The 22492-nt window shown below is 39.4% G+C and carries 23 protein-coding genes; 21 read left to right on the forward strand and 2 right to left on the reverse strand.

The features are described from left to right. Positions 1-28: 28 nt before the first annotated feature. Complete coding sequence (locus IHV12_RS15490) at positions 29-160, reverse strand: YqzM family protein (protein WP_082820577.1); 132 nt, start codon at positions 158-160, stop codon at positions 29-31. 286 nt (positions 161-446) lie between these two features. Between IHV12_RS15490 and holA the strand changes: the two genes are divergently transcribed. After that, positions 447-1472 carry a DNA polymerase III subunit delta gene (gene holA, locus IHV12_RS15495; protein ID WP_197191440.1) on the forward strand — a complete coding sequence of 342 codons (1026 nt, stop codon included), beginning with the start codon at positions 447-449 and terminating at the stop codon, positions 1470-1472. Positions 1473-1865: 393 nt separating this feature from the next. On the opposite strand, the gene rpsT is transcribed toward holA, so the two are convergent. After that, positions 1866-2132, reverse strand: a complete 267-nt coding sequence (rpsT, locus tag IHV12_RS15500) for a 30S ribosomal protein S20 (protein WP_066291124.1) — start codon at positions 2130-2132, stop codon at positions 1866-1868. A 156-nt stretch (positions 2133-2288) separates the two neighbouring features. Between rpsT and gpr the strand changes: the two genes are divergently transcribed. From gpr to IHV12_RS15600, 20 genes are all read left to right on the forward strand, one after another. After that, a complete protein-coding gene (gene gpr, locus IHV12_RS15505; protein WP_197191441.1) occupies positions 2289-3398 on the forward strand; it encodes a GPR endopeptidase in 1110 nt (369 codons plus the stop codon). Positions 3399-3465: 67 nt separating this feature from the next. Beyond that, positions 3466-3819, forward strand: coding sequence for a DUF3679 domain-containing protein (locus tag IHV12_RS15510; RefSeq protein WP_197133250.1), 354 nt, complete (start codon positions 3466-3468; stop codon positions 3817-3819). Positions 3820-4049: 230 nt separating this feature from the next. Beyond that, positions 4050-5888, forward strand: coding sequence for a translation elongation factor 4 (gene lepA, locus IHV12_RS15515; RefSeq protein WP_066396318.1), 1839 nt, complete (start codon positions 4050-4052; stop codon positions 5886-5888). 73 nt (positions 5889-5961) lie between these two features. Continuing rightward, entirely contained in the window at positions 5962-7107 is a 1146-nt protein-coding gene (gene hemW / locus IHV12_RS15520; RefSeq protein WP_197191442.1) for a radical SAM family heme chaperone HemW, read from the forward strand. Between the two features lie 80 nt (positions 7108-7187). Beyond that, positions 7188-8213: a heat-inducible transcriptional repressor HrcA gene (hrcA, locus tag IHV12_RS15525; protein WP_197133243.1), complete on the forward strand. Its 1026-nt coding sequence runs from the start codon at positions 7188-7190 to the stop codon at positions 8211-8213. A 25-nt stretch (positions 8214-8238) separates the two neighbouring features. Further along, entirely contained in the window at positions 8239-8811 is a 573-nt protein-coding gene (gene grpE / locus IHV12_RS15530) for a nucleotide exchange factor GrpE (RefSeq protein WP_197191443.1), read from the forward strand. 34 nt (positions 8812-8845) lie between these two features. Beyond that, a complete protein-coding gene (gene dnaK, locus IHV12_RS15535; protein WP_197191444.1) occupies positions 8846-10675 on the forward strand; it encodes a molecular chaperone DnaK in 1830 nt (609 codons plus the stop codon). Positions 10676-10848: 173 nt separating this feature from the next. Beyond that, positions 10849-11958: a molecular chaperone DnaJ gene (gene dnaJ, locus IHV12_RS15540; RefSeq protein WP_197191445.1), complete on the forward strand. Its 1110-nt coding sequence runs from the start codon at positions 10849-10851 to the stop codon at positions 11956-11958. 299 nt (positions 11959-12257) lie between these two features. Continuing rightward, positions 12258-13199, forward strand: coding sequence for a 50S ribosomal protein L11 methyltransferase (prmA, locus tag IHV12_RS15545; RefSeq protein WP_197191793.1), 942 nt, complete (start codon positions 12258-12260; stop codon positions 13197-13199). 17 nt (positions 13200-13216) lie between these two features. Continuing rightward, positions 13217-13969, forward strand: a complete 753-nt coding sequence (locus IHV12_RS15550; protein ID WP_197191446.1) for a 16S rRNA (uracil(1498)-N(3))-methyltransferase — start codon at positions 13217-13219, stop codon at positions 13967-13969. Between the two features lie 5 nt (positions 13970-13974). Then, positions 13975-15327, forward strand: a complete 1353-nt coding sequence (gene mtaB, locus IHV12_RS15555; protein WP_197133219.1) for a tRNA (N(6)-L-threonylcarbamoyladenosine(37)-C(2))-methylthiotransferase MtaB — start codon at positions 13975-13977, stop codon at positions 15325-15327. A 163-nt stretch (positions 15328-15490) separates the two neighbouring features. Continuing rightward, positions 15491-16165: a deoxyribose-phosphate aldolase gene (gene deoC, locus IHV12_RS15560; RefSeq protein ID WP_197133218.1), complete on the forward strand. Its 675-nt coding sequence runs from the start codon at positions 15491-15493 to the stop codon at positions 16163-16165. A 145-nt stretch (positions 16166-16310) separates the two neighbouring features. Further along, on the forward strand, positions 16311-16484 hold the full coding sequence (gene rpsU / locus IHV12_RS15565; RefSeq protein WP_066237650.1) for a 30S ribosomal protein S21: 174 nt from the start codon (positions 16311-16313) through the stop codon (positions 16482-16484). Positions 16485-16504: 20 nt separating this feature from the next. Then, complete coding sequence (locus IHV12_RS15570; protein WP_197133216.1) at positions 16505-16948, forward strand: GatB/YqeY domain-containing protein; 444 nt, start codon at positions 16505-16507, stop codon at positions 16946-16948. Between the two features lie 101 nt (positions 16949-17049). Further along, positions 17050-18381, forward strand: coding sequence for an NfeD family protein (locus IHV12_RS15575; RefSeq protein WP_370568821.1), 1332 nt, complete (start codon positions 17050-17052; stop codon positions 18379-18381). A 22-nt stretch (positions 18382-18403) separates the two neighbouring features. Next, the gene (gene floA / locus IHV12_RS15580; RefSeq protein ID WP_197133214.1) at positions 18404-19411 is read left to right on the forward strand and encodes a flotillin-like protein FloA; all 1008 of its coding nucleotides are present in this window, start codon (positions 18404-18406) and stop codon (positions 19409-19411) included. Between the two features lie 2 nt (positions 19412-19413). Further along, positions 19414-19851: a hypothetical protein gene (locus IHV12_RS15585; RefSeq protein ID WP_197191447.1), complete on the forward strand. Its 438-nt coding sequence runs from the start codon at positions 19414-19416 to the stop codon at positions 19849-19851. Positions 19852-19924: 73 nt separating this feature from the next. Next, positions 19925-20206: a sporulation protein YqfC gene (yqfC, locus tag IHV12_RS15590; RefSeq protein ID WP_197133196.1), complete on the forward strand. Its 282-nt coding sequence runs from the start codon at positions 19925-19927 to the stop codon at positions 20204-20206. A 26-nt stretch (positions 20207-20232) separates the two neighbouring features. Beyond that, a complete protein-coding gene (gene yqfD, locus IHV12_RS15595) occupies positions 20233-21423 on the forward strand; it encodes a sporulation protein YqfD (RefSeq protein ID WP_197191448.1) in 1191 nt (396 codons plus the stop codon). A 5-nt stretch (positions 21424-21428) separates the two neighbouring features. Further along, positions 21429-22391 carry a PhoH family protein gene (locus IHV12_RS15600; RefSeq protein WP_144698989.1) on the forward strand — a complete coding sequence of 321 codons (963 nt, stop codon included), beginning with the start codon at positions 21429-21431 and terminating at the stop codon, positions 22389-22391. Positions 22392-22492 lie beyond the last annotated feature (101 nt).

Genomic DNA, 22492 nt, shown 5'->3' on the forward strand with positions numbered 1-22492 from the left:
CGAAACAATTCGGTCTTTTTTTTATGTATTATGCGATTGCTTTTAGAATGACTCCGATGGCGAAGATTACCGTAAAGAATCCAAATGATACAACAAAGCCCATGCCGGAATCAATAAGGTCGTTACGCTTACTCTGTACATCTTTTTCGAAATGGTTCATGTGACAACCCTCCTAATCCATCCTTAGTATACGTTATCATTTTTAAAAAATCCATACTGAAAATGCTTTCTTTTATGTGTTTTATCTAAAACTTACCAAAGATGAGATTCGTTGTCACCAATATTTTAAAAACGCATAGGATATCCTATTAAAGCTAGCCTCGAACGATTATATCGTTTTGGTGTTAGTGTTTATCATAAATGAAGGAACAGACATATGCGCTGTTCCTTCTTTTGCTTGCAAATGCCCTTAGTTCCTCATAGGATAAGAGATAGAGGTGAAAAAGGTGCTTACAGTAGAAACGTTAAAAAAGAAGATTAAGAACAAAGAGACATCTCCGATCTATCTGATTTGGGGCACGGAAACATATTTAGCGGAAGAAGCTATACAAACCATATCAAGCCTTTTGTCTCCTGATGAAAAGGACTTTAACTTAAGTGTACATAATTTGGATGAAATCTCGGTTCAAGAAATAATGGAAGACGCAGAAACAATGCCGTTCTTGGGAGAACGTCGCGTTGTCGTTATAAAGAACGCAACATTTTTAACTGCTGCTAAAGAAAAAACAAAAATCGAACACGATTTCAAAGTTTTTGAACAATACATACAAAATCCTGCAGATTATACAACGTTAGTCATTGTAGTTCCTCACGAAAAGCTCGATGAAAGAAAGAAGATAGTAAAACAGGTAAAAGCGCAAGCCGAAGTGATTCAGGTTTCAGGGCTTAGTAATGATACCGCTGAAAAATGGCTTCAAAAAGAAGCTGTGAATTTAGAGGTCTCCATCGATGGAGAAGCGATACAACTGCTTCTATCAAGGCTAGGTACACATATGGCTGTATTAGCGAAAGAAATGGAAAAGATGGCACTCTTTGTAGGTGTGAATGGAGTTATCACAAAGGAAACCGTGGATTCATTAGTGGCTAGAACTCTTGAAGATGATGTGTTTGCATTAGTTGATCATGTGGTGCATAAAAGAACAGAACAAGCTCTTAGAAGCTTTTATGATCTTATGAAACAAAATCAAGAGCCGATTCAAATCCACGCTTTGATTACGAGGCAATTTAGAATGATTAACGGTGTTAAAGAACTGCAGAAGAAAGGATATGGAGAAAAGCAAATTGCTTCTTCACTAAAATTACATCCTTACGCAGTAAAGTTGGCTGCAAAGCATGCCAATCGATTTCATGAAGTTTTTCTTCGTAACTGTCTGAATGAATTTGCAGAAACCGATTATAAATTAAAAACAGGCCAGATGGACAAAGTACTTTTACTGGAGTTGGAAATCGTAAAACTCTCACAAGGCTCATGAGTGTGTCTCAAAACCTCTTTTCGGACGTTGAAAAAGAGGTTTTTTTTATGAATAAGAAATTTTTGCATACTTTGTAGGTGAGGGGTGAGGGTATAAAAAGCTGAATATTTGACTAGATATGACGACTCGCCGAATTAAGCTAAAAAAACTCGCTGGAATACCATAAAAACTCGCCATATTAACGCCTGAATTTCTAAAATTGATACTGAAAAATCTAGAATTAATGAGTTATAAGTGGCACATGAATGAACTCCATAATGTAACAGTTTCGATGTACAAACATACTAAAAGCCAGCTCATCTGCTTAAGATGAGCTGGCTTTTATAAAAAGTTCTGCAAAATAAAAAAACGACCTATTGGTGTAAGGCCGTTTTTCGGGTTTCATCCTTCAATTTATGCGTTAACACCGTTTAAAGCCTTAGCAAGACGAGACTTTTGGCGAGAAGCTGCATTTTTGTGGATAAGTCCTTTGTTTGCTGCTTTGTCAATCTTCTTAGAAGCAGTAACAAAAGCTGCTTGAGCACCTTCTGCATTGTTTGAAGCTGCAAGTGCTTCAAAGTTTTTGATAGCAGTACGCATGCCAGACTTTAGTGAAGCGTTGTGTGCACGACGCTTTTCGTTAGTTTTTACACGTTTAATCGCTGATTTAATATTAGCCAATCCATTCACCTCCCTAAATGAACCATGAGCAACAAAATTACTTTCCGTTGCAAAAAATAGGACACAAAGTATTCTATCAAAATCGCCCTCTAAATGCAATACAAGAATGAAAAGGAAGAGTTGCGGCAAAAATAATACAAAGGAAGGTGGTAGATTATGGGTAAGGATTTAGACTTGTCAGCCTATTCAGTGCGAACGGATTTGGCTATTGAAGCGCACGATATGCTATTAAAAGAAGATGAAGTTGTTAATAAAAGCACGCTAGAGGGTGTCATTATACATGAAAAAGATAGAGATGGTATCAAGATCGTTAGAGTAGAGATCGACGAAAAGGGAGCAGAGACTACCGGGAAAAAGGCAGGCGTGTATGTCACTTTTGAAGTTCAAGGAATTCGTGAAAAAGATTCAAAACTTCAAGAACGCGTACAAGAAGTATTTGCGCATGATTTTAATTCATTCTTAAAAGAACAAGGCATCAAACAGGATGACACTTGTCTCGTTGTGGGGTTAGGGAATTGGAATGTAACGCCAGATTCTTTGGGACCTTTAGTTGTTGAAAATTTGACGATCACAAAGCACCTGTTCGAGTTAGCTCCCGAAAACGTTGAAGAGGGCTTTCGACCGGTCTGTGCGATTTCGCCTGGAGTAATGGGCATTACTGGTATAGAAACGAGTGATATCATCGATGGTATCGTAAAAAAGGCAAATCCGGACTTTGTCATTGCAATCGATGCGCTAGCTTCTCGTTCGATTGAAAGAGTGAATGCTACGATTCAGGTTTCAAATACAGGTATCCATCCGGGATCGGGTGTTGGAAACAAGCGTAAAGAGCTTAGCAAAGAAACGTTAGGTATACCGGTTATCTCTATAGGCATTCCCACAGTTGTTGATGCGGCAACGATCACAAGTGATACGATCGATTTTATCCTCAAGCACTTTGGGCGTGAGATGAATGAGAAGGATAAACCTTCTAAATCCCTCTTGCCAGCGGGTATGACGTTTGGGGAAAAGAAAGTACTTACTGACGATGATTTGCCAGAGGAAGATCATCGTAAATCGTTCTTAGGAATTGTTGGTGTCTTAGAAGAAGATGAAAAGCTTCGATTGATTCGTGAAGTGCTCGCGCCGATCGGACATAACTTGATGGTCACACCTAAAGAAGTTGATGTGTTTATTGAGGACATGGCTAATGTTTTGGCGAATGGTTTAAATACAGCTCTTCATGGTGGAATCGATCAAGGAAATACTTCTGCTTATACACATTAAGTTTTAGTCATGTTTGGACAAGCTTGTGCATAAATTGAAATCGTATATCCCACGTGGAGGAATGATCATGACAAAATTTATGTTAAAGTGTTTCGGACTGGTAACTATTCTTTTATTTGGGGTTTTATTTGGTATTCAAAAAGCACACTTTGAAATGGATGAGCTAAAAGGCTCTTCACAAGAAAGTGTTGAATCAAGTTCAAATCCTTCAATCAAACAAGAAGAAACGAAACAAAACCCTGCCTCAGCAACAAGTCATGATATAAAAGCGAAACAAGAAACGTTAAGTAAAATAGATTCGTTCAATGTGTTTTCAGCACTTGGACAAAGACTTACATCGTGGATTTCATCAGCTTTTGGTGTCATGATCTCTATATTTGGTGTTATCATTAGTGAGATGCTAGCTGTATTTTCACCCTAGAACCATAAAGGATTCTATCCTTTATCGGTTCTTTTTGTTTAAATGACTTTCACCATTCACCATAGAATTTAAAAATGATCAAAATGAACAGAATAAAATTTTGTAAAAAGTTACTATGAACGTAAAACGCGCCTTCACCCTATTTTTTTAGGTTGTGATTGAAACAGATACTTTGTATTGCTATAATCAAAGCTAGTGACTTTTCCTAAAATTGTAGGAGTGAACGTATAATGAATAGAGAAGAAAAATTAAAAAGACAAGCTAAGATCAGGAATTTCTCCATAATTGCACATATTGACCATGGGAAATCCACTTTAGCGGACAGAATTTTGGAAGAAACGAGTGCACTAACACAGCGTGAGATGAAAGAGCAGCTGTTAGACTCGATGGATCTTGAACGTGAACGTGGAATAACGATTAAATTGAATGCCGTTCAGCTTCAATATAAAGCTAAAGATGGCGAGATTTATACGTTCCACTTAATTGATACCCCAGGACATGTAGATTTTACATACGAAGTGTCTAGAAGCTTAGCAGCCTGCGAAGGAGCACTGCTTATCGTGGATGCTGCTCAAGGGATTGAAGCACAGACGCTCGCAAACGTGTATCTCGCACTTGAGAACGATCTAGAGATATTACCGGTTATCAACAAGATCGATCTGCCAAGTGCAGAGCCTGAACGTGTGCGTCAGGAGATTGAGGATGTTATCGGACTGGATGCGTCAGAGGCAGTACTTGCTTCAGCTAAAGCGGGTATCGGTATTCAAGATATTCTTGAACAGATCGTAGCAAAAGTACCGGCGCCACCTGGTGATCCGGAAGGGCCGTTAAAAGCACTTATCTTTGACTCTCTTTATGATCCATATAGAGGTGTTGTTACGTATATTCGAGTAGCTGAAGGTACAGTGAAAGTCGGCGATAAGATTAAGATGATGGCGACAGGTAAAGAGTTTGAAGTACTTGAGCTTGGGGTGTTTACACCAAAAGCGGTTCAAAAAGACTTTTTAACGGTTGGTGATGTAGGATTCTTAACCGCTTCGATCAAAAATGTTGGAGATACACAAGTCGGGGATACGATAACGAGTGCAGTAAAAGGCGCCTCTGAACCTCTGCCTGGTTATAGAAAGATGAACCCGATGGTTTACTGCGGATTATATCCAGTAGACACAGCGAAATATAACGATCTTCGTGAAGCGTTAGAACGTTTAGTGTTAAATGATTCTGCTCTTCAATATGAGCCAGAAACATCTCAAGCACTTGGTTTTGGTTTCCGTTGCGGATTCTTAGGACTGCTTCACATGGAGATCATCCAAGAGCGTATCGAGCGTGAGTTTAACATCGACTTGATCGCGACAGCTCCGAGTGTTATCTACAATGTTACGATGACGGATGGAGAGAAGATCATTGTTGATAACCCGGCGAACATGCCAGAAGCACAGAAGATTTCTGTAGTTGAAGAACCTTATGTTAAAGCATCTATCATGACGCCGAACGATTATGTTGGTACGATTATGGAGATCTGTCAAAAGAAACGCGGTATCTTCATGACGATGGATTATTTAGAAAACAACCGTGTAAATGTCTTATATGAGATTCCTCTTTCAGAGATCGTGTATGATTTCTTTGATCAGTTGAAATCGAGTACGAAGGGATATGCATCTCTTGACTATGAATTGATTGGTTATAAACCATCTAAGCTGGTTAAAATGGAAATATTACTGAACAACGAGAAGATCGATGCACTGTCTGTAATCGTTCATAAAGATTTTGCATATGAGCGTGGAAAGGTAGTCGTTGAAAAGCTGAAAGAGCTTATTCCGCGTCAGCAGTTCGAAGTGCCGATCCAAGCGGCAATCGGACAGAAGATTGTGGCTCGTTCAAACATTAAAGCATTACGTAAGAACGTTTTGGCTAAATGTTACGGTGGAGATATCTCTCGTAAGCGTAAGCTTTTAGATAAGCAAAAAGAAGGCAAGAAGCGTATGAAGACCATCGGTCGAGTAGACGTTCCGCAAGAAGCGTTCATGGCGGTTCTTCGTATGGATGATACAAATAATAACAACAAATAAAAAGCAACTTAAGACCGCGAAGGCAATTCTAGCGGTCTTTCCTAATTTATGAGACAAAAAGGCGGTGAACATCTTGCTAAAAGCGGCGTATCTGCATATTCCATTCTGTGTACAAATTTGTCATTATTGCGATTTTAACAAGATATTTATTCATCAGCAGCCAGTGGATGAATATCTACAATCTATGAAAAAAGAGATGATTCATACAACGACGAGATTCAAGGATTATGAGATGGAAACCATCTTCGTAGGTGGTGGAACACCAACTTCTTTGAGCGAACAGCAGCTGCAGACGTTCTTGAGTGATGTGAATGAAGTGCTAGGTAACAGATCTCTAAAAGAATTCACTGTTGAAGCGAACCCAGAGCAGACAACAAAAGAAAAAATTGCAGTTTTAAAAGAGAATGGAGTTAACAGGCTAAGTGTTGGCGTTCAAGCTTTCCAGTCTTCTTTGTTAAAAAAATTAGGCAGAACACATAACAAAGAAGATATCTATTCTACGGTTAGAGAGGCAAAAAAAGCAGGTATTGATAACATGTCGATCGACCTCATGTTTGGATTACCAGGCCAAACGATGGATATGTTTAAGGAATCGGTAGATGAAGCATTAGCATTAGATGTTCCTCACATTTCTTCTTATTCGCTGCAGATCGAAAAGAAAACCGTTTTTTATAACTTGGCTCAAAAAGGAAAGTTGACTCTTCCGGAGCAAGAGCTTGAAGCTGCCATGTATGAATATTTAATTGAGGCACTTGATAAAAAAGGTTTCAAACAATATGAGATCAGCAATTTTGCAATTCCAGGGTTTGAGAGCAAGCATAATCTCCAATACTGGAACAATAACGAATATTTTGGTATAGGTGCTGGGGCTCACAGTTATGTTGAAGGAACAAGAAGAAGAAATGCGGGTCCACTAAAACAATATATGAACTTGGTCGCGGAACATGGTTTTCCGTATATCGAAGAACATCAGGTTCCACTATCTGAAAAGATGGAAGAAGAAATGTTCATGGGCCTTCGGAAACAGGAAGGTGTTTCTGATAAGACGTTTATGAGTCGATATGGCAGATCCATGTTTGATATTTATAAAGAACCTATTCAAAGACTCATTCAAAAAGGCTGGCTAGAACAGCGAGAAGACACGCTCGTTTTAACCAAGGATGGAAGACCATTAGGCAACGAAGTCTTCCAAGAATTTATTGGTGTAGTTTTAGATTGACAACGGAGAGTACCTTTTGGTAACTTATATTATAGATTTAGCACTCGCTCTTTAAGAGTGCTAACAAGTGGGGTGATGGTATGTTAACGGAACGACAACTCTTTATTCTTCGTGTTTTAATAGATGACTATATTAAGCATGTTGAGCCTGTGGGTTCCCGTACGATCTCTAAACGAGAGGACATTACCTACAGTCCCGCAACGATTCGAAACGAACTTGCGGACTTGGAGGATCTTGGCTTTCTAGAGAAAACCCATACATCATCTGGTAGAATACCATCTGAAAAAGGATATCGATTTTACGTGGACCACCTGCTTCCTTCTCTTTCTATGAAAGAGAGTGAGATAGGTCATTCAGAATTTTTATTTACAGAAAAGGTCCAGGAGGCAGAGGCATTATTTGATCAATCAGCTAAGATTCTATCAGATCTGACAAACTATACATCTGTAGTGTTAGGACCTAACGCATTAGACATGAAGTTAAAGCACATGCAGATCATTCCGATCTCTTCCCAAGTCGCAGTGGCAATCTTTGTGACGAACACGGGACATGTTGAGAACAGACAGATTGTACTGCCTGATACGATCGAACCTTCAGAACTAGAAAAGCTCGTGAATATTCTAAACGAAAGGCTTGCAGGTGTTCGATTGATAGAATTGAACACACGCATACAAAAAGAACTTTCGGCGGTGTTTAAAAAACACCTTAAAGATTATCAAAACATGGGCGTATTCTTAGATCAGCTTCTTTTATGGAGCAAGAAGGAAAAGCTTTTTTATGGCGGGAAAACAAATATGCTTTCTCAGCCTGAATTTCGAGATTTAGATAAAGTTAGACCGCTTCTAGATTTTTTAGAAACGCGTGACTTAATGGAGAAGCTCGTGTCATCTACAGAAAAAGGGCTTACCATAAGGATCGGAACAGAAAATGAGCATGAAGCGATGAAGAATTGTAGTGTTATCAATGCCTCTTACACGATGCATGGTAAACATATAGGTACGATCTCATTAATCGGTCCAACCCGAATGGAATATCAAAAGGTCATCTCATTATTAGATTCATTGTCAAAGGAAATGACCAACATATTAAACGATTTTTCAAATTAGTGGATTACTTTAGGGAGGTGAAAGCATGAACAAAGAGGACATCACTCAAGATCAAACACAAACTGATGTGAATGAAGAAGTAACAGAAACAGAAGAAGTTGTTGTTGAAGAAGTGGAATCTACTACGGAAGAACCTCTAACTGAAGAACAACAACGTATTTCAGAGCTAGAAGCAAAGCTTGAGGAAGCCAGCCAAAAAAATCTTCGCCTTCAAGCGGATTATGATAATTTCCGCCGCAGAACAAGAGAAGAACAGGCAGCGAGCCTTAAATATAAATCTCAAAGTCTTCTTGAACAGTTATTACCTGCACTCGATAACTTTGAGCGTGCTTTGAAGACTGAAGCTACAAACGATCAGACCAAAACCCTTATTCAAGGAATGGAAATGGTTTATCGTCAACTAGCGGATGCACTTAAACAAGAAGGTCTGACAGAAATTCCGTCAGTCGGTCAAACGTTTGACCCCAACCTGCATCAAGCAGTTATGCAAGTGGAAGATTCTGAAACAGAATCCAATACAGTTATTGAGGAACTGCAAAAAGGTTATATGTTAAAAGATCGAGTTATTCGACCTGCGATGGTAAAAGTAAACGCGTAGATAAAACTACATATGAATGATGGAGGGAAAAAACATGAGTAAAATCATCGGTATTGACTTAGGTACAACAAACTCTTGTATAGCTGTTATGGAAGGTGGAGAAGCGGTAGTTATTCCAAACCCGGAAGGTAACCGTACAACACCATCTGTTGTAGCTTTCAAAGATGGAGATCGTTCAGTTGGAGAAGTAGCAAAACGACAAGCTGTAACGAACCCGAACACAATCATGTCGATCAAACGTTACATGGGAACTGATCATAAAGAAACAGTTGAAGGCAAAGATTATACGCCACAAGAGATCTCTGCGATCATCCTGCAAAAATTAAAATCTCATGCCGAAGATTATCTTGGAGAAAAAGTTGAAAAAGCGGTAATTACAGTTCCTGCATATTTCAATGATGCACAGCGTCAAGCTACTAAAGATGCTGGGCAGATTGCTGGACTTCAAGTTGAGCGTATTGTAAACGAGCCAACAGCAGCTGCATTAGCATATGGACTTGAAAAAGATGAAGACCAAACAATCTTAGTATTTGACCTTGGTGGTGGTACGTTTGACGTTTCCATCCTTGAACTAGGAGATGGCTTCTTCGAAGTTAAAGCAACATCTGGTGATAACAAGCTTGGTGGAGATGACTTTGACCAAGTGATCATCGACTATCTAGTAAGCGAATTTAAGAAAGAGAACGGTATCGATCTTTCTCAAGATAAAATGGCACTACAACGCCTAAAAGATGCTGCAGAGAAAGCGAAGAAAGACCTTTCTGGTGTAACATCTACACAAATCTCACTACCGTTCATCACAGCTGATGCTTCTGGACCTAAGCACTTAGAATTAAACTTATCACGTGCAAAATTTGAAGATCTATCTTCAGACTTAGTTGAACGTACGATGGGACCTACTCGTCAAGCGCTAAATGATGCTGGGATGTCACCATCTGACCTTGATAAAGTTATTCTTGTTGGTGGATCAACTCGTATTCCAGCTGTACAAGAAGCAATCAAGAAGTTCACAGGTAAAGATCCACATAAAGGCGTAAACCCTGACGAAGTTGTTGCACTTGGTGCTGCAATTCAAGGTGGAGTACTTGCAGGAGATGTGAAAGATGTTGTTCTTCTTGACGTAACACCACTTTCATTAGGTATTGAAACGATGGGCGGCGTGTTTACAAGATTAATCGATCGTAACACGACGATTCCAACTTCAAAATCTCAAACGTTCTCAACGGCTGCTGATAACCAGACGTCAGTAGATATCCATGTTCTTCAAGGAGAGCGTGAAATGGCAGCACACAATAAGACGCTTGGAAGATTCCAGTTATCTGAGATCCCACCAGCACCACGCGGAGTGCCTCAAATCGAAGTAAGCTTTGACATCGATGCGAACGGTATTGTAAACGTACGTGCTAAAGATCTAGGTACGAACAAAGAACAATCCATTACGATTAAATCTTCTACAGGACTTTCTGATGAAGAAATCGATCGCATGGTAAAAGATGCTGAAGAAAATGCAGAGTCGGATAAGAAGAAACGTGAAGAGATCGACACTAGAAATGAAGCAGATCAACTTGTTTTCACAGTTGATAAAACGTTGAAAGACCTTGAAGGTAAAGTAGACGAAGCTGAAGTGAAGAAAGCTGAAGAAGCAAAAGAGAGCTTGAAAAAAGCTCTTGAAGGTGACGATATCGAAGCGATTAAGAAAGAAAAAGAAGCATTGAGCGAAATCGTTCAACAACTTTCTGTAAAACTTTATGAACAAGCAGCTCAACAAGCTCAAGCTCAGGGCGATGCAGAAGGACAATCAACGAAGAACGATGACAACATCGTAGACGCTGATTACGAAGAAGTAAACGACGATAAAAAGTAACACTTAGCAGATAAAAGTCAAAGTCAGGTCATCTTGACTTTGACTTTTTTTCTGAGTTGACTTTTTTAGTTAATTTGACTTAAGACGTAACAAAACCTTTGCAGTTTTCGTCTTGAGTCAGGTGGTATTCAATGGTAAGATAACTTTTATGTGAGAATTCGGGAGTGTCCTATATGAGTAAACGAGATTATTACGAAGTACTTGGATTAGATAAAAATGCCTCAAACGATGAGGTGAAAAAAGCATACCGTAAACTTGCCAGAAAGTATCACCCAGATGTAAATAAAGAGGCAGATGCGGAAAATAAATTTAAAGAAGTAAAAGATGCTTATGAAACACTGAGTGATCCTCAAAAGAAAGCTCATTATGACCAATTTGGCCATACCGATCCAAACCAAGGATTCGGTGGGGGCGGAGCTGGTTTTGATGGCTTTGGCGATATTTTTGATATGTTCTTTGGTGGAGGAGGACGAAGAAATCCAAACGGTCCTCGTCAAGGAAACGATCTTCAGTATGGTCTTAGACTATCTTTTGAAGATGCGGTATTCGGTAAAGATACCGAAATACAGATTCCTACAGAAGAATCTTGTGAAACGTGTCATGGATCGGGTGCAAAGCCAGGAACAAAGCCTGAGACGTGTTCACATTGTAACGGAAGCGGTCAGTTGAATGTTGAACAGAACACACCGTTTGGCCGTATTGTTAATCGCCGAGTATGTAACCACTGTAGTGGAACAGGAAAAATCATAAAAGACAAATGTAAGACGTGTCATGGTAATGGGAAAGTGCGCAAAAACAAGAAGATTTCTGTTAAAGTGCCAGCTGGTGTAGATAACGGCCAGCAGATTCGTATGTCTGGACACGGTGAAGCAGGGGTGAACGGCGGTCCTGCTGGTGATCTTTATGTGGTCTTCCAAGTAGCAGATCATGAGTTCTTTGAACGTGATGGAGACGATATCCTTTGTGAGATGCCGTTAACGTTCTCTCAAGCCGCATTAGGTGATGAGATTGAAGTTCCGACACTATATGGAAAAGTTAAGCTGAAGATACCAGCAGGTACACAGACAGGAACTCATTTCCGCTTAAGAGGAAAAGGTGTTAAGAACGTTCACGGAAGAGGTCAAGGTGACCAGCACATTCAAATTAAAGTCATCACACCAAAAAATCTAACAGAAAAACAAAAACAGCTTCTGCGCGACTTCTCAGAAATCAGCGGAAGCATGCCAGATGAACAACAAGATGGATTTTTCGACAAAGTAAAACGCGCATTTAAAGGCGAATAAAACCCATATGAAATACCTAAATATATTCCTACAAGCATTAAGGAATCTTTAAGTTTTTTTCTAAAAGATTGTTGCTTTATGTGTATAAACATCATTGACAAGTTGATTGGAACGCAAGGTGCGAGACTCCTGCGGAAGGAGCGGCCAGGTGAGACCCCTTATGGCGCAGAGCGGCAAGGGGGCTCACCGCACGCCCCGCGGAAAGCGAGCAACCTGGAGTGGAAATCAACCACCCTCAATAGTGCCAAAGGAATAGCTTGAAATTTTTAAAAGCCAAACTAATAAACGGAGTTGATATGATGAAATGGTCAGAGATTAGCATCCACACTACTCAGGAAGCTGTTGAACCAGTATCGAATATTTTACATGAGGCAGGAGCTAGCGGAGTTGTGATTGAGGATGTAGATGACCTCTCAAAAGAGCGTCAATCCGTATTTGGCGAAATCTATCAGCTGAACCCTTCAGATTATCCTTCTGAAGGTGTAATATTAAAAGCTTACTTACCTGTTAACAGTTTTTTAGGTGAAACGGTAGATGAAATCAAACAATCGATCACAAATCTTGTGAAATTTGATATTGATATCGGGGCAAACACGATTTCCATTTCAGAAGTGAATGAGGAAGAATGGGCGACCGCTTGGAAAAAATATTATAAGCCAGTAAAGATCTCAAAGCGGATCACGATCACTCCTACATGGGAAGATTATAAACCTGTACATTCTGATGAACTTATTATTGAACTTGATCCAGGTATGGCGTTTGGTACAGGAACACATCCAACAACTGTTATGAGCTTACAAGCTATTGAAAAATATATTGCTGAAGGTGATTCAGTGATTGATGTGGGAACAGGATCTGGTGTATTAAGCATTGCATCAGCTATGTTAGGTGCTAACAAAGTTGAGGCGTATGACCTGGATGAAGTTGCAGTAAATTCTGCCCGTTTGAATGTGAAATTGAACAAAGTAAACCAAAAAGTGCAGGTTGATCAGAATGATCTCTTAAAAGGGATTGAAGGCCCAGTTGACCTTGTAGTAGGGAACCTTTTAGCAGAAATCATACTCTTGTTTGTTGAAGATACAGCTAAAGTGTTAAAGCCAGGGGGTTATTTTATAACGTCCGGAATTATTCAAGGGAAAAAACGCGATGTCAAAGCAAAATTGGAAGAGCACGGATTCAAGATCGTAGAAGTACTAGAGATGGAAGATTGGGTTGCGATTGTTGCTCAAAATAAGGAATAGGATAGGAAGTGCATTTCATGCAAAGGTACTTTGTTTCATCAGAAAACTGGAAAGATGACGTCGTTACGATTACAGGGGACGATGCTAAGCACATCTTAAAGGTGATGAGAATGCAAGTAGGAGACCATTTCATCTGCTGTGATAACAAAGGTCGTACATCTTTGTGTGAAATCATAGAGGTCGACGGTACCGAAGTAGAGACGAAGATCGTCAATGATATTGAGAAGAGTGCTGAGCTTCCTGTCTCTGTTACCATTGCTCAAGGACTGCCAAAAGGGGATAAGTTAGAATACATCATCCAAAAAGGTACCGAACTTGGTGCTTTATCCTTTTTTCCATTTTCTGCAGACCGATCTGTTGTAAAGTGGGATGACAAAAAAGCAGTTAAGAAAAAAGAAAGACTCGAAAAAATCGCAAAAGAAGCAGCAGAACAGTCACATAGAAACCGGGTTCCAGTCATTTTGAATCCTGGTTCTTTTTCTGATTTGCTAAAAATGGCAGAACAGTATAAGATAAAAATCGTTGCATTTGAAGAAGAAGCAAAACAGAACGAAATCTCTAGATTTGCTTCAGCTTTAAGCTCAGCTGATTTAGGAGACTCAATCCTTTGTGTGATCGGTCCAGAAGGTGGCATCAGTGATAAAGAAGTAACCTTGTTAAGTGATCATGGATTTGTATTGTGCGGGCTGGGTCCGAGGATATTAAGAACGGAAACAGCACCGTTGTATCTATTATCAGCTATATCTTATCATTTTGAATTAAAGGGGTGATCAATATGCCATCCGTTGCATTTCATACATTAGGTTGTAAAGTAAACCACTATGAGACAGAAGCGATCTGGCAGCTTTTTCAAGCTGAAGGATACGAACGTACAGATTTTGATAGTACAGCAGACGTCTATGTGATCAATACATGTACCGTAACGAATACGGGAGATAAAAAAAGCAGACAAGTTATACGGAGAGCCATTCGAAAGAACCCGGACGCTGTTATTTGCGTTACAGGTTGTTACGCTCAAACGTCGCCTGCTGAGATTATGGCGATTCCAGGAGTTGACGTTGTTGTCGGCACGCAAGACCGTTCTAAAATGCTCACTTACATTCAACAATATAAAGAAGAACGTATGCCTATTAATGGAGTTTCAAACATCATGAAGGCACGTGTATATGAGGAACTAGATGTTCCTGCATTTACTGATCGAACAAGAGCATCGCTTAAGATACAGGAAGGCTGCAATAATTTTTGTACGTTCTGCATTATTCCTTGGGCAAGAGGCCTCCTTCGTTCTCGTAAACCTGAAGATGTACTTTCTCAAGCACAGCAGCTTGTAGATTCTGGTTACAAAGAGATCGTTCTAACAGGCATTCATACAGCTGGATACGGAGAAGATATGAAGGATTATTCTTTTGCGAAGCTGTTAGATGACCTTGATAAGAACATCTCTGGATTAAAACGTATCCGTATTTCATCGATTGAGGCGAGCCAGATCTCAGATGAAGTGATTGAAGTTATGGGCAGATCAGACAAAGTAGTTCCTCATCTGCATATACCACTTCAATCCGGTTCAAACACTGTGCTCCAACGAATGAGAAGAAAATATTCAATGGAAATGTTCGGTGAAAGATTAGACCGTCTTAAAGAAGCACTTCCAGGACTTGCGATTACATCAGATGTAATTGTTGGTTTTCCAGGTGAGACTGAGGAAGAGTTCATGGAGACGTATCGATTCATTGAGAAACATAAATTTATGGAACTTCATGTATTCCCTTATTCTAAGCGTACTGGTACACCAGCTGCTAAGATGGAGGATCAGGTCCCAGAGGATATTAAGAACGAACGTGTACACAAGCTGATCGCTCTTTCAGATCAATTAGCTAAAGAATATGCATCCAACTATGAAGATACAGTTGTTGAAGTAATTCCTGAAGAGGCTTTTAAAGAAGACACTACGAACAAACTATACGTAGGATACACACCAAACTATCTTAAAGTTTTATTTGAAGGAAACGAAGAGATGATTGGGAAATTAGTAAAAGTGAAAATTACTGAAGCTGGGTATCCTTATAATAAAGGTGTCTTTGTAAAACAAGAAATGGAAGAAATCCTAAAGCAAGCTGTATCAAGCTAACATCCTGGCGTTCATACCAGGATGTTTTTTTAAAAACATACTAGGGGTTTCGGGTGTTTATTGTACCTCTCTGTAAAAATATTTTAGATGCTCGATTTATGTCGAAAAATTTGTTATGATACTAACGTTGTTTAATTTTTTTATTTAGAAAGGGTTTGTTGAAATGAGCAATTTAAACGTTGCAAGAATGATCGACCACACAGCATTAAAAGCTGAAACTTCAAAGAAAGAAATCTTAACTCTTTGTGAGGAAGCTAAAAAATATAATTTCTTTTCTGTTTGTGTTAATCCAACTTGGGTTTATACAGCATTCGAACAATTAAAAGGTTCAGATGTAGCGGTTTGTACTGTAATTGGTTTTCCATTAGGTGCAAACACTCCAGAAGTAAAAGCGTTCGAAACGAAGAATGCGATTGAAAATGGTGCTACTGAAGTTGATATGGTTATTAACATTGGGGCTTTAAAAGATGGAAACTATGAGCTAGTTGAACAAGATGTTCGTGCTGTTGTTGAAGCAGCTAAAGGTAAAGCACTTACTAAAATCATTATTGAAACGTGTCTTTTAACGGATGAAGAAAAAGTAAAAGCATGTGAAATTGCTGTAAAAGCTGGAATTGATTTTGTTAAAACTTCAACAGGATTCTCTACTGGTGGAGCAACTGTAGAAGATATCAAATTAATGCGTAAAACTGTTGGACCAAATATTGGTGTAAAAGCATCTGGAGCAGTTAGAGACCGTGAGACAGCTTTAGCTATGATTGAAGCTGGTGCGACTCGTATTGGTGCTAGTGCAGGAATCGCGATTGTTGAAGGCGGAACATCCACTTCAGACTATTAATATCTGTTTTTGAATAATTACCTGCTCTCTCCGACCAACTTGTTTAAATTGAGTTGACCGTATTGCAAGGATATATTATAATGGCAAAAGATATGTGACGCATCTTTACTTTATGTAAGGGTGGTCTGGAGGGAGGGAAATACAAATGGCAGAAACACGTATTCGCAAGAATGAATCCATTGATGATGCTCTTCGTCGTTTTAAAAGATCCGTTTCCAAAGATGGAACATTGGCTGAAGTTAAAAAGCGCAAGCATTATGAAAAGCCAAGCGTAAAGCGTAAGAAGAAGGCTGAGGCAGCAAGAAAGCGTAAGTTCTAAGCGGGGTGTAAGTTAGTAATATGAGTCTTCTTAATGAATTAAATCAAGATATGAAACAAGCGATGAAGGACAAGAACAAGCAGAAGCTTTCTGTAATTCGCATGCTTAAGGCATCACTTCAAAATGAGGCCATCAAGCAAGGCCGTGAATTAAATGAGGAAGAAGAGCTTACCGTTCTTGTACGCGAAATGAAACAAAGAAAAGACTCCCTCCAAGAATTCGAAAAAGCTGGCCGCGATGATTTAGTCGCTGGACTTCAAGATGAAATTGCTGTTCTTACGCCATATTTACCAAAACAGCTCACAGAAGAAGAACTTCAAGAAATCGTTGCTCAAACCATTTCTGAAATAGGTGCTGCTTCAAAAGCTGATATGGGTAAAGTTATGGGGGCTCTCATGCCTAAAGTTAAAGGGAAAGCCGATGGCGGACTCGTTAATCGTATTGTTCAGCAACAACTATCATAATTGAAATGACAAACGCTCTGTATTTATACAGGGCGTTTTCTTATTTTTTGAAACTTTTTTCCACAAATTAACGTAAAATAGAGTGGAGGGGGTGTTAGTTTGTGAAAAGGATTCGACTGCTCATCTATATGCTTTGTCTGATCTGGGGAATATATGGAGTGCTTTCAACTTCACAAGTATTCTCAGCAGGTAAAGGAAAGACGGTTACTTTCATACCTGTAGAACATGAAGTAGAAAGAGGTCTTGAAGCTTTTTTAGATCGAAGTATCCAAAAGGCAAAAAAAGATGGAACGGATCATATCGTTCTAGAGATCTATACTCCTGGTGGCCGAGTAGACGCAGCATTACATATTGCAAAAGTCATGAGAGAATCAGAAATTCCAATCACAGCTTACGTGGTTAAAAATGCTTTTTCAGCAGGAGCGTATATCGCCTTAAATGCCGACCAAATTGTCATGAAGCCATCTACAACAATTGGATCTGCCGCTGTGATCGATAGCCAAGGAAATACCGCTGGACAAAAAGCAGAGTCTGCTTGGAAAGCGGAAATGCTCGCAGCAGCAGAGCTGAATGAGAGGACTCCCATATATGCTGAGGCGATGGTAGACCCAGACGTTGAGATTCCTGAACTTGGCTTAGAAAAAGGTGAGCTGCTTACTCTTACAGCCAGTGAAGCATTAAAAGTAGGATATGCAGAAAAAATTGCAGAAGATCGTCAAGAACTGCTAGCACATCTGAATTTGGAGGATGCTAAGATTTTAGAGTCTAATCCTAGTTTCGCGGATAAGATAGCACGTTTTGTTACAAATCCTGTTGTCGTGCCTATTCTTTTATCTTTAGGAAGCCTAGGTCTTGTATTAGAGCTCTATACACCTGGTTTTGGAATTGCAGGTTCTATCGGTGCATTATCATTATTGCTATTTTTTTACGGTCATATGATAGCCGGTCTTGCCGGTTGGGAAGCAATTATTTTATTTGGTGTTGGACTGATCTTACTGATCCTAGAGTTGTTTCTACCAGGTGGTATTATCGGTATACTGGGGGTGTTGGCCGTGTTAACAGGATTGATCATGGCAGGTGGATCATTAACAGGAATCTTAATCGCCATTGCAATTGCGATTGTTGTTACAATCATCGGATCTTACTTCTTCTTACGATCATTTGGTTATAACGGTTCTTTAAAGAAACTCGTACTATTTGATTCAACGAGCTCTGAAAAAGGTTATCTATCTCACAAAGAACGTGAAGATTTAACAGGCAGGATTGGCGTAACAGCGACAACATTACGCCCTTCTGGCAGTTTAAAGCTTGATGATGAGTTCTTAGATGTAGTAACTGAAGGATCGTATATTGAAAAAGGCACGACTGTAAAAATCATTAAAGTTTCTGGTGGACGTGTTGTAGTAAGAGCTATTGAAAAAAATAATGAATAAATAACGAATGGAGAGTGTGTAGATGTTAGAATTCGGATCGATCGCCAGCATTGTAGTTATAGGGTTGATTGTAATCGCATTAGCTGTATTATTTACGTTTGTGCCCGTTATGTTATGGATTTCTGCATTAGCAGCAGGAGTAAGAGTAGGGATATTTACTTTGGTCGGGATGAGATTAAGAAGAGTTATTCCAAACCGTGTAGTTAATCCATTGATTAAAGCGGTAAAAGCGGGGTTAGATTTAAGTACGAACCAGCTTGAAAGTCATTACCTAGCTGGAGGGAATGTTGACAGAGTAGTAAATGCGTTGATTGCAGCGCATCGAGCAAATATAGAACTAAGCTTCGAGAGAGCAGCAGCCATTGATCTTGCGGGACGTGATGTACTCGAAGCCGTTCAAATGAGTGTAAACCCTAAAGTAATTGAAACACCTTTTATTGCGGGTGTAGCATTAGATGGGATTGAAGTGAAAGCAAAAGCCAGAATTACAGTTCGTGCGAATATCGATCGTCTAGTAGGTGGAGCTGGTGAAGAAACGATAATCGCCCGTGTTGGTGAAGGGATTGTTAGTACGATCGGTTCTTCAGCGACACACAAAAAAGTGCTTGAAAATCCAGATCTGATCTCACAGACCGTTTTATCAAAAGGATTAGATGCAGGAACGGCTTTTGAGATTCTGTCCATTGATATTGCAGACATTGATATTGGCAAGAACATCGGAGCGGAACTTCAAACAGATCAAGCGATGGCAGATAAAAATATCGCTCAGGCAAAAGCAGAAGAAAGACGTGCGATGGCGGTAGCTAAAGAGCAAGAGATGAAGGCAAAAGTACAAGAGATGAGAGCAAAAGTTGTAGAAGCAGAAGCAGAGGTTCCAATGGCATTAGCAGAAGCTCTTCGTTCTGGTAACATGGGTTTTATGGATTATATGAACATGAAGAACATAATGGCGGACACGACGATGCGTGAATCCATCAGTAAATCATCAAACCCTGATAAAGAGAATGATGATAAAGGACGGAAGTTGTAAGTATGAATATTATAGAAGCGATTATTGAACTCTTACTAGCAAATATCGCTTTTGTTATTCTGATTGCAGGCGGCTTGTATAGTGTCTTTAAACGCCAAAAAGAAATGAAGGAAACAAAACGTGCGGAACCTAATCGACGGAATAGAGAAAATCCAAAACAAACCGTTTCTCCTTTTGGTTTGCCAGCTGAACCTACAGCCAACGAAATGAAAAAAGCGGAAAAGGCGATTGAAATAGGAACAGCGAAAATGGCTGACAAAGTATATGAACGCCGAACCAATCAACGTCAGGTTAAACAGGCAGAAAAAGTCTCTAACCGATATCAAGATAAAGAAGATAAAATTATGAACGATTTTAAAGTAGATCAACAAGAATTGCAAAAAGCAGTCATATGGTCAGAGATTCTTTCAAAGCCTAAAGCGTTGCAAAAGCGTTCTTAAAGAAAGAGATACTTGTATTTAGAGTGATAGTTTCCCCCCTTCTCTCATAAAAATGGAGAGAGGGGGTTTTTTTATGGGCAAATTGCGGCAGCAAGTGAATAAATGGATGATGCAAAACCTTGAGCTACCAGCAGATGTAGTGATGGATCTACCCCGGATCACGATGATCGGACAGCTGCACATATATATTGAGAACCATAGAGGAGTTAAAGCGTTCTCGAATGAACAACTCACACTCAAGCTAAAACAAGGCATGCTTCATATAAAAGGAAGCGAGTTTGTTATTAAAACGATCTTACCGGAAGAAATCTTATTAGAAGGTACGATCGCTTCTGTCGACTTCGAAAACGAATAAGACTTTATTGCACAGGGAGGGAAAAGATGAAAACGAAATGGAACCATTTGAAAGGATATGTAAGGGTAGAGATTATTGGACAAGATTCTAGTTCATTTATCAATACGTGTATTCAATCTGGTATTAGCATATGGGATATCCAGCCTCTTGATAACAACCGTGCGCTCGTCTCCATATCTGTCACAGATGTACAAAAAGCAAGAGGGATCTTAAAAGAAAACAAGTTGAAGATTAGGATTAAAGAAAAGAAGGGGACGCCTTTTCTTCTTAAAAGAATGTGGAAGAGAAACGGTTTTATCCTTGGTATGCTATCGTTTATCTTTTTATTATTTTTATTATCTAATATGATTTGGAATATAAATGTTACGGGGGCAAATCCTAAGACAGAATACGAGTTAAGAAAAGCAGCAGTAGAACTTGGAGTAACAAAAGGTAAATTTATTTTCTTGTTGCCGAATGTTAGAGAGATACAGCGAGATCTAACAGAGAAGATGGATAACGTTACTTGGATCGGTGTCACTCAGCATGGTACTTCTTATCGGTTTGAAGTAGTGGAAAAAGAGATTCCAGAAGCTAAGCAAGTTACAGGGCCGAGGCATCTTGTTGCCACAAAGGAGGCTGTTATTCATTCCGTATTCGTTGAAAAGGGACAACCTATTGTAGGTGTTAACGACTATGTCAAAAAAGGATCTTTATTAGTCTCAGGTCTGATCGGAAAAGAAAAAAAGCCGCAGCTTGTAAGTGCGAAAGGTGAAATTTGGGGAGAAGTCTGGTATCAAACAGAAGTTGAAGTACCATTAAATACTTCATTTCAAACCTACACCGGTAAATATAAAAACAGGCATTATGTTTCACTCTTTGGACTGAATGTTCCTGTATACGGTTTTTCAGAAGGAGAATTTAAAGATAAAACGGAAACACTAAATGAATCACCTCTTTATCTAGCCAAATGGAAAATGCCGTTTTCTTATATAAAAAAAGAGATCAGGGAAACAGATGGAGTAAAACGTTCTTATTCAAAAGCCGAAGCAATTGAAGTAGGAAAAAAGATGGCGAAGAAGGAACTTTCGAAAAAATTGCCAGAAGACGCAAAAATTAATGGTGAAAAAGTTTGGCAACAAAACGTCTCGAATGGTAAAGTTAAACTAACGATGCTCTACCAAGTAATTGAAAATATTGCATCTGCACAACCTATACCTATCCAACAAGGAGAATGAGTAGTTTGTCAGAAACGAAAAGACTTAATTCATTACAACTCGAAAATACGACAGAAGCAGCTTCGCTTTTTGGGCCTAATGATGCTTTCTTAAAGGTGATTGAAGACAAGCTTAACGTAAGTATAGTCACTAGAGGAGAAGACATCTTAGTATCAGGTGAACTGAATAAAGCAGAAATGGTTGAAGAGACTTTGTTTGTTCTGCTGAAGTTGGTGCGAAAAGGTATCAAGATTTCAGAAAGAGACATAGTTTATGCTGTTCAGCTTGCGGAAAAAAATATGCTGGATGAATTAAGTGAGCTTTATGAAGAGGATATTGCTGTTACTGCCAAAGGAAAACCAATTCGTGTAAAAACGCTAGGACAGCGTCACTATGTGCAGTCCATGAGAAAGCGCGACCTCGTATTTGGTATCGGTCCTGCTGGTACAGGGAAAACCTATCTTGCGGTTGTTATGGCCGTCAATGCTTTAAAAGAAGGTAAGATGAAAAAGATCGTGCTTACTCGTCCAGCTGTTGAAGCGGGTGAGAGTTTAGGATTTCTCCCAGGCGATCTTAAAGAAAAAGTAGATCCTTATCTGCGTCCTCTCTACGATGCTCTACATGACCTTCTAGGGGCTGAGCATACAGAAAGGCTGATCGAGCGAGGTACGATTGAAATTGCTCCGCTGGCGTACATGAGAGGCCGTACACTTGATGAAAGCTTTGTCATTCTAGATGAGGCTCAAAATACTACACCAGAACAGATGAAGATGTTTATAACGCGTCTTGGTTTTGGATCGAAGATGGTCATCACAGGTGATCTTACTCAAATAGATCTTCCTCGTGGAAAAGAATCGGGATTAAAAGTAACTGAAAAAAGGCTTGAAAGCGTTAAAGGCATCGATTTTATATACTTAAAACAATTGGATGTAGTTCGTCATCCACTTGTTCAGCGAATTATTGAAGCATATGAAACATACGAAGACTAAGGACTCCATCCATTTTGGAGTCTTTTTTCTTTGCCTTAAAGGATGATCTTCAGTCGTGTTTTTTGTATGTATAGCGGGTTTTAGTGGCAAATTGAATAAAT

The organism is Fictibacillus sp. 7GRE50 (genome assembly GCF_015903875.1).
Classification (GTDB): Bacteria; Bacillota; Bacilli; order Bacillales; family Fictibacillaceae; genus Fictibacillus; species Fictibacillus phosphorivorans.